This window comes from Aeromonas allosaccharophila (assembly GCF_000819685.1).
Taxonomy (GTDB): domain Bacteria; phylum Pseudomonadota; class Gammaproteobacteria; order Enterobacterales; family Aeromonadaceae; genus Aeromonas; species Aeromonas allosaccharophila.
Window position 1 is genome coordinate 39,225 of sequence record NZ_CDBR01000007.1, and the last position, 11,941, is coordinate 51,165.

Annotated in this window: 6 protein-coding genes and 1 pseudogene; 2 read left to right on the forward strand and 5 right to left on the reverse strand. The window is 59.9% G+C overall.

Translation table 11 applies throughout. From position 1 onward, the window contains the following. Positions 1-95 precede the first annotated feature (95 nt). Together BN1115_RS21375 and rne are read right to left on the reverse strand one after the other, a co-directional pair. A pseudogene (locus tag BN1115_RS21375) lies at positions 96-504 on the reverse strand (DDE-type integrase/transposase/recombinase); the annotation flags it as partial. 515 nt (positions 505-1,019) lie between these two features. Beyond that, complete coding sequence (gene rne, locus BN1115_RS01570; RefSeq protein ID WP_042655776.1) at positions 1,020-4,154, reverse strand: ribonuclease E; 3,135 nt, start codon at positions 4,152-4,154, stop codon at positions 1,020-1,022. Positions 4,155-4,568: 414 nt separating this feature from the next. On the opposite strand from rne, the gene rluC reads away from it, so the two are divergent. Then, entirely contained in the window at positions 4,569-5,513 is a 945-nt protein-coding gene (gene rluC, locus BN1115_RS01575) for a 23S rRNA pseudouridine(955/2504/2580) synthase RluC (RefSeq protein WP_204356693.1), read from the forward strand. Next, positions 5,513-6,175 (forward strand): HAD-IA family hydrolase, encoded by a 663-nt coding sequence (locus BN1115_RS01580; RefSeq protein WP_042655777.1) that lies wholly within the window; start codon positions 5,513-5,515, stop codon positions 6,173-6,175. Before rluC ends, BN1115_RS01580 begins: the two co-directional genes overlap by 1 nt. Before the next feature lie 69 nt (positions 6,176-6,244). On the opposite strand, the gene BN1115_RS01585 is transcribed toward BN1115_RS01580, so the two are convergent. From BN1115_RS01585 to BN1115_RS01595, 3 genes are read right to left on the reverse strand one after another with little or no spacing between them, the layout of a single operon-like run. Then, on the reverse strand, positions 6,245-7,753 hold the full coding sequence (locus BN1115_RS01585) for an efflux transporter outer membrane subunit (protein ID WP_042655778.1): 1,509 nt from the start codon (positions 7,751-7,753) through the stop codon (positions 6,245-6,247). Then, a complete protein-coding gene (locus BN1115_RS01590; RefSeq protein WP_042655779.1) occupies positions 7,746-10,820 on the reverse strand; it encodes an efflux RND transporter permease subunit in 3,075 nt (1,024 codons plus the stop codon). Before BN1115_RS01590 ends, BN1115_RS01585 begins: the two co-directional genes overlap by 8 nt. Beyond that, positions 10,817-11,935 carry an efflux RND transporter periplasmic adaptor subunit gene (locus BN1115_RS01595; protein WP_042655780.1) on the reverse strand — a complete coding sequence of 373 codons (1,119 nt, stop codon included), beginning with the start codon at positions 11,933-11,935 and terminating at the stop codon, positions 10,817-10,819. Before BN1115_RS01595 ends, BN1115_RS01590 begins: the two co-directional genes overlap by 4 nt. Positions 11,936-11,941: the final 6 nt, after the last annotated feature.

Genomic DNA, 11,941 nt, shown 5'->3' on the forward strand with positions numbered 1-11,941 from the left:
TTTTTCATATCTACGATTGGGTCACCTCTGGTTTTCTAGACACTCTTTTGCTGAAAAATAAGCAGCCTTTCAATCTCTACCGACGGCTGTAGTGGTCAACTAAATCCGGACACTTGGTTAGGCCGATCCTCGGTTTTTGCTGGCGGCATCCCGTCATTGTGTTGATGTGGACGCTGCCAGTTGTAGTAATCTATCAGGTACCCGCTTCGCTTCCCGTAGGCCCATATATCCCGTTGCCGGGAGCCACTCTGACTTCAGGCTTCTGAACAATCGCTCCATCGGTGCGTTATCCCAGCAATTACCACGGCGACTCATGCTCTGGGTCATGCGATAGCGCCACAGTCGTTGCCTAAATGCCCGACTGCCATATTGGCTACCCTGGTCGGAGTGAAACAACACACCGGATGGACAACCCCGCTGCTGATAGGCCATCTCCAGTGCTTTTATTGTCAACTCTGCATCAGGCTTGTCAGACATCGCCCAGCCGGCGACCCGCCAAGTATGACCGGCGCAACTCGCTGCGTTGCTGTATCCGCTCACGGTTAATCGTCCGCTTGCGAGCCAGATAGTCGTAAAAACAGGATGTTGGAACACCGAAAGCACAGCAGACCAAGGTGATGGGAGCTTGCTCTTTTAATTGGTCTGGTGGCGACTGTACCACCTAAAATGGTGTCCGGGATGATTAGACCAAACAGCAACCACCACCAAGTCTGCCGTCATGCATGGTTTCATTGAATTCAATCTTTAAAACGGTCATCCGAATGATTGCTGTATGCCAACAAACAAGAGGAGAGTCTGCACTAACAATATCAATTGGCATGATGCTGAACATGAGCGCTTTGAGTAGGCGCTCTCGGGGATATTCAAAGCGCAAGCACGAGTGAGAGCTGGGAACAGCGAACAAAGGTAGCGCGTGAGTCTAGCCGAGGGGGGCTGTATCTATAAGAGAATAGGGAAGAGAGTAATAAAAAAGCCACACCGATTGGTGTGGCTTTGATTAATGGGCTAACCCGGATCGGTTACGGACGACCAGCAGGGCTGGTAGCCACGTTGACGGCAGCTGTGCTACCACCATGACGACCGGATGTGCTCACCTCGTTGCGTACCAGCGGCGGGTGGTTAACCGGCTCACGAGCAGGCAGGGCAGGGGCTTCGGCAGGCGTTGCCATCGGCGCTGATGCCTTGCGAGCACGAGCCAGCAAGCCAGCACCGTGTACTACCTGTTTGGCGACGACCGGCGCCTCTTCCACCACAACCGCAGCCACGGTAGCCGGGGTTTCGATGACAGCAGCAGGTGCTGGTGTTTCGACAACAGCGGCGACAGGTGCGGCTTCCACAACAGGAGCTGTTACGGCAGGTGCTTCTTCAACAACCGGAGCCGTTTCAACAACGTGTGCGGTTTCAACCACGGTGGCGGTGACCACTTCGGCAACCGGCGCAGCGACAACGGCTACTTCTGGCTCTGAGGCAACGACAACCTCAGCGACAGCTTCAACAACCGGGCTGGTAGCAACATCGGCTTGAGTTGCTGCAACCAGGGCAGTGGCCTGCTCGGCAGCTTCTTCGGCAATGGCTTCAGCAACGACGTGCTCGGTCAGCGCGGAAGAGGCCTGCAGGGCGGCAGCAATGGCTTCCGCGCTCGGGATGGTGACCACAGGTACTACCGGCTCTTCGGCTTTTACCTTGGCTGCATCAGCCTGGGCAGCGGTAGTGAGCTGGCCTTCTGTTGCTGGTTGCTCTTCATCACGCTGGCTGCGGGCATCTTCGTTGATGCGCTTGCGACGCTGGCCTTCGATACGCTGGGTACGCGGAGTGCGACGTGAACGGCGTTGCCCTTCACTCTGCTCTTCCTGCTCGTTACCCACTGCATCGATCACCTCAGCTTGCACTGCTGCATCGTCAACCGGCAGGGCAGGGGTGTCAGCTGCGGCGACATCGACGCGGATCTGCTTGCGCAGTTGGCGACGTTCGCGGCGCTCGGCCACTTTCTGCTCTTTCTCCTGACGCGGCTCGATGGTGACTGCATCAACGGCTTCTACCGCTTCAACAACGACCTCGGCGCGCGGCTCACGGGGAGCACGCGGTTCACGGGCCGGACGTGGCGCACGCTCTTGACGAGGTTCACGAGGCTCGCGCTCCTGACGAGGTTCACGTTCCATGCGCTGTTCGCTGCGCACTTCACCACGGGTCTCGCTACGGGCTTCACGTTCCTGACGGGGCTCACGCTCTTTGCGGGGACGGCGATTGCGGTTTTCACCGGCTTCGCGGTTGCCACCTTCACGCTTCTCGCCAGCTTCCGCAGTGTTGCGGTTGTTGCGATTGTCGTCACGACGGGGACGCTGGCCACGGGCGCGGGTCTCATCACGCTGGTGACGATGACCTTCATCCTTGCGAGCTTCCCGCGCTGCCGGTTTCTCGGCGGGCGCTTTCACTTCGGCAGGGGCGCTATCACTGCTGAACAGGCCGCTAATGCCTTTGATCAGCTTGCTGAAGAAACCGGCTTCGGCAGGGGCTGCAGCAACGGGCGCCACCGGCTGTTGCGGGGCAACAGGGGCCGGTTGTACCGGTTGGGCAAAGCCTTGCAACAGCGGTTGCTCACGCTCGATCACCTGGGCCTGTTTCGGCTGGTAGGTCGGCTTGGCAATTTCGGTTTTCAGCTCGTAGCTGGCCGCTTCCGGGATCTCGTTCTGACGAATGCGGGTTACTTCGTAGTGCGGGGTTTCCAGGTGCTGGTTCGGAATGATGTAAACACGCACATCATTGCGCTGTTCCAGACTGGCGATGGCGGCACGCTTCTCGTTAAGCAGATAGGCGGCAACATCCACCGGCACCTGGCCGTGAACCTGCTCGGTGTTGTCCTTCATGGCCTCTTCTTCTATGAGACGCAGGATGGACAGGGCGAGGGATTCGTTGTCACGGATGACCCCTTGACCCTGGCAACGGGGGCAGATATGGCTGCTGGACTCGTTGAGGGAGGGACGCAGACGTTGGCGAGACATCTCCAGCAGACCGAAACGGGAGATCCGGCCCAGCTGAATGCGGGCTCGGTCCTGATGCACCGCTTCACGCAGACGGTTTTCCACTTCGCGCTGATGGCGAACCGGGGTCATGTCGATGAAGTCGATAACGATCAGGCCGCCCAAGTCGCGCAGACGCAATTGACGGGCAATTTCGTCGGCCGCTTCCAGGTTGGTTTGCAGCGCAGTCTCTTCGATATCGCCGCCCTTGGTGGCGCGGGAGGAGTTGATATCGATGGAGGTCAAGGCTTCGGTCGGATCGATAACGATGCTGCCGCCGGAGGGGAGGCGCACTTCACGCTGGAAGGCTGACTCGATCTGGCTCTCAATCTGGAAGTGGTTGAACAGGGCAACTTCACCCTTGTACAGCTTCACACGGTTGAGGAAATCGGGGCGAACCAGCTCGATATGGGCTCTGGCGCGTTCGAAAATCACCGGATCGTCGATCAGGATCTCACCGACATCGCGACGCAGATAGTCACGGATAGCGCGCACGATCACGTTGCTTTCCTGGTGGATCAGCACGGGAGCGGTACGCTCTTGTGACGCCTTGTGGATGGAGTCCCAGTGGTTGAGCAGAACGTTCAGATCCCACTCCAGCTCTTCCGGAGACTTGCCCACACCGGCAGTACGCACGATCAGGCCCATGCCTTCCGGCACGGTCAATCCGCTCAGGGCTTCTTTCAGTTCGGTCCGCTCATCACCCTCGATACGGCGGGAGATACCACCGGCACGGGGGTTGTTGGGCATCAGCACCAGGTAGCTACCGGCCAGGCTGATAAAGGTGGTGAGGGCTGCACCCTTGGTGCCACGCTCTTCCTTGTCGATCTGGACGATAACTTCCTGACCTTCACGGACCACTTCTTTGATGTTGGGACGACCCTGATAGGAGTAACCGGAGGGGAAGTAATTGCGGGCGATCTCCTTCAACGGCAGGAAACCGTGGCGCTCGGCGCCGTAGTCAACAAAAGCAGCTTCAAGGCTGGGTTCTACGCGGGTGATCTTACCCTTGTAAATGTTCGCTTTCTTCTGCTCGTGTCCCGGACTTTCAATATCCAAATCGTAGAGCTGTTGTCCGTCAACCAGCGCTACGCGCAACTCCTCTTCTTGAGTTGCGTTGATAAGCATTCTTTTCATTGAGTTCTCATTATTGTGTCATTTTGATTTCCTCCATCTGGGGTCCTGCCGGCGCCGGCCTCGGGTCTTCAGCATACTGGGGCAACCTCCCGGTTGGGGTATGCATGAGGCGCAAACTAAGGGCGCTCTGGTCATCACTTCTCGAGAAGGGATGAATAAGGATGCCGAAATGGAGACAAATAAACGGTAATGTTTGTGTTCTCCATGCGTTGTACCTCGCACCCGGGAACCGTCATGTTCTTGTATACACGGTGTTTCGGGATTGGGTGGCATACTTTTTGGCCACTTAGTACAAGGCTTGAACACAATGACAAAACCTTGTTTATTATCCCATTTAAACCTCTTTTATAGCAAGGCGCCATTTTTCAACAAACCATGCAGCCAAGGGGCGCTGGCAGTGTTAAAATCCGCGCCATGACACAGATACAACAACAAGTGCAGCTGCTCACCATCGAAGCTGAGCATGAAGGGCAGCGCATCGACAATTTTCTCAAGACTCAGCTAAAGGGCGTCCCCAAGAGCCTGATCTATCGCATCCTTCGCAAAGGCGAAGTGCGGGTAAACAAAAAGCGCATCAAACCGGAGTACAAACTCTGCGCGGGTGACGAGGTGCGGGTACCCCCCGTACGTGTTGCCGAAAAAAATGAGCTGCCATCGGCCAACCTCGGGGTTATCCAGCGTCTGGAGAGTCAGATCCTGTTCGAAGACGATGCCATGATCGTGCTGAACAAGCCCTCCGGCATGGCCGTGCACGGTGGCAGCGGTCTGAGCTTTGGCGTCATCGAGGGACTGCGCGCCCTGCGTCCGGAAGCCCGCTTCCTCGAACTGGTGCACCGCCTCGACCGCGATACCTCCGGCGTACTGCTGGTTGCCAAGAAGCGCAGCGCCCTGCGCAGCCTGCATGAACAGCTGCGCGTCAAGACCATGCGCAAGCAGTATCTGGCGCTGGTGCGTGGCAAGTGGCAGGCCCACGTCAAGGTGGTCAACGCCCCGCTGCGCAAGAACGATCTGCAATCCGGTGAACGGGTGGTGCGGGTCAGTGCCGATGGCAAGCCCTCCGAAACCCGGTTCCGCATCGTGCGTCAATTTGCCGAAGCGACCCTGGTCGAGTGCAGCCCCATCACCGGCCGTACCCACCAGATCCGTGTGCATACCCTGCATGCCGGTCACCCGATCGCCTGTGACGATAAGTACGGTGAAGCGGCGTTTGACGAGAAAATGCGCAGCCAAGGACTGAAACGGCTCTTTTTGCATGCCTGGAAGCTCAGCTTCACTCATCCGGCCGATGGTCGCGAGATGCAGGTGGAAGCCCCCCTTGCACCCGAGCTTGACGGTTTCCTGGAAAAGTTGGCGCACTAATGCAAGATATCCGGCTCGCCATTTTCGATTGGGACGGTACCCTGATGGATTCGGTGGGCCGGATCGTTGCTTGTGTGCAAGGAGCCGCCAGAGATTGTGAACTGGCGGTGCCTACGCCAGCCCGGATCCGGCAGATCATCGGATTGAGCCTCGATGTCGCCATGTCCCGTCTGTTCCCCTTATGCAGTGACAGTGGCGCTACCAGCGATGAGCGCCTGATTGCCGCACTCATCGATCGCTATCGTCATCACTATCTGCACGATGCCACCCCCAGCCCGCTGTTCGCCGGGGCAGGTGAGTTGCTGCATGACTGGCAGTCACAGGGGCTGCAACTGGCGGTCGCCACCGGCAAATCACGCCGCGGGCTGGATCGGGTATTGGATGAGACCGGACTGCGCCCGCTGTTTGTTACCAGTCGCGGCGCCGATGAGGCCAATTCCAAACCCGATCCGTTGATGCTTGAGCAGATCCTGGCCGAGCTGGGGTTGTCACCCCGGCAGGCGGTGATGATCGGTGACTCCGTGCACGATATGGCGATGGCCGAGGCGATCGCCATGCCGCGCATTGGCGTCACCTGGGGGGTGGATAGTCGTGATGCCCTCGGTCGTCACGGGCCTGTGGCCGTGGTGGACTCCATGGCGGCGCTCAGAGCGCTGTTGTGACCCTCTCCTTGCGAGCAACAGGGTGCTGATTGAAAAAAAATGAGCCCGGCCAATTGGCCGGGCTCATTGCTATGTCGCCTCTTCTGTTAACGCCTCATCTTCTTGAGGCGCGTCCTGTGGCACTCGCCACTCGCCACCCAATGCTTTGTGCAGCAGCACTACTGTGGTGGCGGTATTGAGGCGGGCCTGTACCCGGGCATCCTGCAGGTTGTTGCTGACACGCTGGGCATTGAGCACGCTCAGGTGGTTCTCGAGCCCCGCCCGGTAGAGGCTGGTCGCCTTGTTGACGGCTATCTGAGCCTGATCGTCGGCCCGGGCGATCAACTGTTGATACTGCTGGCTGTTTGCATAGGCCCTCAACACCGTATCGACCTCGTTGAAGGCGCCATTCACCACCTGTTGGTAGGCGAGGGCCGACTCCCTGAACCCCGCTTGTTGCAGATCCACCATGGCGGCTCCCCGCCCACCATCGAACAGGTTCCAGCTTATGCCTGCGCCGAGGGACCAGCCCACTGAACCGGAGGAGATCAGATCGTCGAGATCGCTGGCCGACACACCGGGGGTACCGGTCAATACCAGTTTCGGATAGCGGTTGGCGATGGCGGCGCCCAGTTGCTGGTTGCGTGCTGCCATCTCCCGCTCGGCCAGCGCGATATCAAAGCGCCGGTTCAGCAGTTCAGAGGGCAACCCCACCGGGATCAGGCCCGACATCTGTGGCAGCGAGCCCTCGCCGAGCCGGTTGCGGGTCTGCGTTGTGCTCTCTCCGAGCAGGATGGCCAGCCGGCCGAGATGGGCGGCGCGCGCACTGTCGAGCATCGGCAGCATGGCCTCTGTCGCGGCCTGGGCGGCGCGGGCATTGGCCAGATCCAGCTCGGAGCCATAGCCATGACGATGCAGCGACTGCACCAGCGTCAACACCTGTTGCTGTTCGGCGATGATCTGTCTGGTGATGGTGACGCGCTCCCCGGCGGCGCGGTATTGCAGATAGTTGTTGATCACCTCGGCGGTCATCAGAGTAGTGAGATTGCGCTGCAGCAGTTCGGCTTGCGCTACCCGAATGCTGGCCGCCTGACTCAGGGCATCGATCCGGCCAAACAGATCTGCCTCCCAGCCGATGGTGGCACTGGCCAGATGGGTTTGGTTATCACGATCCAGCACACTGAGACTGCTCCCCCCGAGTTGAGGCGGCAAGGTGAACTCGGCAACGGCAGGGCCGCTTAGCGGGCCATTTTCGCTCAACCGCATATCGATATAACCCGCGTTGATGGCGATGGTGGGCACCTTCAGCGAGGAGACCGCGGCCTGGTAGGATTGCGCCGCTTTGATGCGTTCGCTGGCCATCCTGATGGGGATATTCTGCTGCTGGGCCGCCATGACCAGCCGATCGAGCTGCGGATCATTGAACTGTTGCCACCAGAGTCGTCCGGGCTCCGGTTTGGCCTCACTGATCCCCTCGGCACGGCTGGCGTTGAGATAGACATTCCCCACGGCCACCTGTGGCACCTCATAGTCAGGGGTCATGCTGCAACCGGCCAGCAGCAGAGCCGTGGCCACCAGGGTGAGTCGAAGATCAGTCATGGCATGGCTCCTTGCTGCGGGAAGGGATGAGTGCGCCTTGCGCTTCGCGCCGATAGAGCAGCTGATAGAGGGCTGGCATCACGAAGAGGGAGAGGAAGGAGGCGGCAGAGAGCCCGCCAACAATGGTCGCGGCCATCTGATCAAACAGCCGGTCGGTCAGCAGCGGGATCATCCCGAGCACTGTCGTGAGCGCCGCCATCGAGATGGCCATGGTACGGTTGAGGGTCGCTCTCTTGACCGCGTCAGCCAGAGCCCGGCCCCCTTTGCGCTCCAGTTCGATCTGGTCGATCAGCACTATGCCGTTTTTGATGATCATGCCACTGAGGCAGATCATGCCGACAATCGCCATAAAGCCGAACGGTTTGTCCAGCAGCAACAGGCTCCAGACAATGCCGATGGAGGCCAGCGGCAGCGTCACCAGAATGATAAACGGCTGACGGTAGGCACTGAACATGGCGACCAGAATGATGGTCATCAGCACCATCGCCTTGGGGGTCTGGGTCATCAGATCATCGACCGAGCGCTTCTCGTCATAATATTCACCGCCCCACGCCATGGTGTAGCCGGGGGGCAGGGGAATCGCCTCCAGTTCGCGGGCAATCGCCTTGCGCACATTGGAGGGGGTATCGCCCCTCACGTCTGCCTGCACCGTGATGGCAGGCTGGCGGTTGTAGCGCCAACGCATGCTCTCTTCTCCCTTGAACTCGATGCCATCGACCACCTGTCCCATCGGCACGCTGTGGCTGCCGAGCAGGGAGCGCACCGGAATATTGTCAAACTGGGCCAGGTTGGCATTGCTGCTGCGCAGCTTGATGGGGATGAGGTCATCATCACGGCGCATCTGGCCAATCAGGCTGCCATCGGTTGCCCGGGTAATGGCGTTGGCGATGTCGGCGCGGTTGATGCCGGCGATCCTCGCCGCATCCTGATTGATGAGGGGTACCAGCACCTTGCTCTCCTGGCGCCAGTTATCCCTGATATAGATGAGGTGAGGGTTGGCGGCCAGCCGCCGTTTGGCCTCATTGGCGAGCCGGTGCAGCTGTTGTGGATCCGGTCCGACGAAGCGTGCCTCGATGGCAAATTTGTCCTTGGTGGCCAGCTTGAGCGGGCGGAATCTGGGCTCGGCGTAGGGAAATTCGGCCTGCAACCAGGCATCGCCTGCCGCCGTCAGGGTGGCAATATCCTCATAGCTGCGGGTGTTGATCAGGATCTGGCCATAGCTGCTGTCGAAGGGTTCCGGCTCTACCGTGACCGAGAAACGGGGGGCACTCTCGCCGATATGGCTGGAGAGGCTGGTCACCTGTGGCTGGCGCAGCAACCACTGCTCAATCTTGTGCATGTCGGCAGAGGTCTGGGCAATCCGCCCGCCGTTGGGCAGCCAGTAGTCGAGAAACAGCATGGGGCGATCGGAGGAGGGCATGAAGTTGACCTTCAGCAATGGGATGATCGCCAGGGTCAGCAGCAATACCGGGGCGACCCCGAGCAGCAGTTTGACCGGGTTGTCCACCGACCAGCAGACCGCTTTTTGGTAGAGCGCTGCCAGCCGTGAAGGCGGGATCGGCTCATCAGTTTGGGTCGGTGCGGGAATGAAATACCAGCAGAGCAGCGGGGTGACCGTCATGGCGATGAGCCAGGAGAGCAGCAGCGAGCTGCACAGCACCTGCACGATGGAGAGGGCGAACTCGGCCGCATCGGTCTCGGAGAAGAGCACGGGCGCCGTACCCAGCGCGGCGATCAGGGTCGCCGCCAACAGCGGCAGTGCCATTTCGCGGATGCTGTCGCTCACCGCCTGATTGTGGGCAATCCCCTGACGCAATTTGGTCTCAACGAGATCGACGATGACGATGGCGTTATCCACCAGCATGCCCAGCGCCAGGATAAATGAACCGAGCGAGACCCGCTGCAGATCAACTTGGGTCAGGTTGAGGTAGATCAGGGTAAAGAGGATGGTCAGCAACAAACTGACTCCGACGATGGCGGCACTGCGCCAACCCATGAAGATCAGCAGCACGATCACCACGATGATCACGCTCTCGGCCAGGTTGATGATGAAGTTGCTGACGGACTTGGCCACCTCCTCCGGTTGATAGGCGACGACGCCGACATGAACCCCTTCCGGGAGAGTGGCTTCGAATTGTGCCAACTCCTGGCGGAGGGTATCCCCAATGCTGACCACGTTGATGCCGTTGACCGGGCTGACTGCCAGGGTGATCGCCCGCTGGCCGTTGAAACGGCTCAGGGTCATGGCGGGATCCTGATAGTCGAGGTAGACGTTGGCGATATCACCCAGCCGCACGGTGGCGCTTTCCAGACCATTGATGCCGGTCTTGATGCTGAGGTTCTGGATATCCTCCACACTGCCGAATGCCCCGGCCTGTTCGACGCGGATCTGCTCGATGCCCATGGTGAAATCGCCGCTGTGCAGTGGCAGGTTCTGGCTACCCAGCTGTTCGAACAACTGCAGGGTGGTCAGGTTGGCCTGCGCCAGCCGCTCATCATCGACATCGATGTTGATCACCTGCTCCTGAATACCGTGCAGTTGTATCTTCTTCACTCCCTCGATGGCCTTGAGCCGGCGTTGCAGCTCGCGGGCGTGATCCTTGAGCTCGGCCATGGCGACACTGTCACCATAGAGGGAGAAGAGCATGCCATACACTTCGGAGAATTCGTCCTGCACTATGGTGAGCTGGGCCTGGGGAGGCAGCGAGAGCTTGACGTCATTGACCTTGCGCCGCAGCAGATCCCACTGCTGGGGCAGTTCGGCCGAGTTCACCTGCTCTTGCAGATCGACAAAGATCATCGAACTGCCGGGACGGGAGAGAGAGCGCAGCTTCCACAGATGTTCCATCTCCTGCAACTTGGTTTCGATGGGATCGGTGACCAGCCGCTCCACCTCACCGGCATCAGCGCCGGGATAGAGGGTCACGATCACCGCACTCTTGACCGTGAAGGCTGGATCTTCCAGCTTGCCGAGCTGGAAGTAGGAGACCAGCCCGACCAGGGTGCAGAGCAGGGTGAAGAAGATCACGAAGGTCTTCTGACGCAGTACAAAGGTGGAGAGATTCATGATTTGGCCACCTGCTCCAACGCGCGATCTGCCATCACGGCGACCTGTTCACCCTCGCTGACAAAAGCGCTGCCTGCCACCACCAGCTGATCACCCGTCGCCAACTCACCACTGACACAGAGGGCATCCCGCTGCTGGCCATGAAGCGACACCGGCACCCGGACCACCCGATCCGCATCTACCCGCCAGACATGCCACTGGCGATCTTGACTGTTGACCGCCATGGCGGGCAGACAGAAGAGGTGGGTGTCTGCTTGCTGCGGCAGGTCGAGGGTGACATTGACCGACTTGCCTGCCACCAGATTGTTCTGATCCCGCGGCAGGGAGAGCGTCACCTCGTAGGTACGTTTGAGCGGGGCGGGGATGGAGGCGATATCGGTCACCGTCACCGCGATATTTTGCTGGCGCTGGCCCCAGGCGAGGCGGCCAGGCAGGCCGGGAGTGATCTTGGCAACCTGGCGCTCCGGTACGTCGATCACCACATTGAGCCGCGCCGGCTGGTGCAGGGTCAGTACCTTGACGCCGGGCAGCACAAACTCGTGGTTGTCGATGTGTCGCTTGCCGATCATCCCGTCAAAGGGGGCGCGCAGCTCGCTGTAGGCCAGCGCATCGCGGGCTTTTTGCAGCCCCTGGCTGGCCATCTCGACCGCCGCGCCGGCGCGGGCTTCGGCACTGATGGCCCGATCAAGATTGACATCGGCGATGGCGTTGTCGGCGGTGGCCTGCCTGATCCGTTGCAGCTCAATGCGCGCCAGCCGATGGGCCGCACGGGCTTCGGCCAGCTGGGCCTCTCCCTGACTGACAGAGACCTGGAAATCGTGGGGATCGAGGCGGGCAAGCAGATCCCCCTTGTTGACCCGTGTCCCCTCGGTCACCACCAGCTCCTGCAACATTCCATGTACCCGGAACGACAGATCGGTGGTGCGGGCCGATTTCAGCACGCCGCTGAAGGTGTGCTGGCGGGTGGCGACGGGGGCTTTCAGGGTCATGACCCGGACGGCGCGCAGTTGCGGTGGTTGCGGCGCAGCTGGCGTGGTGGCGTCGGCGCCACAACCGCTCAACAGCAGCAGGATAGCGCTGCCGAGCAGTGTTGTTTTGAAGCGGGGAGGTGTCATGAGAGG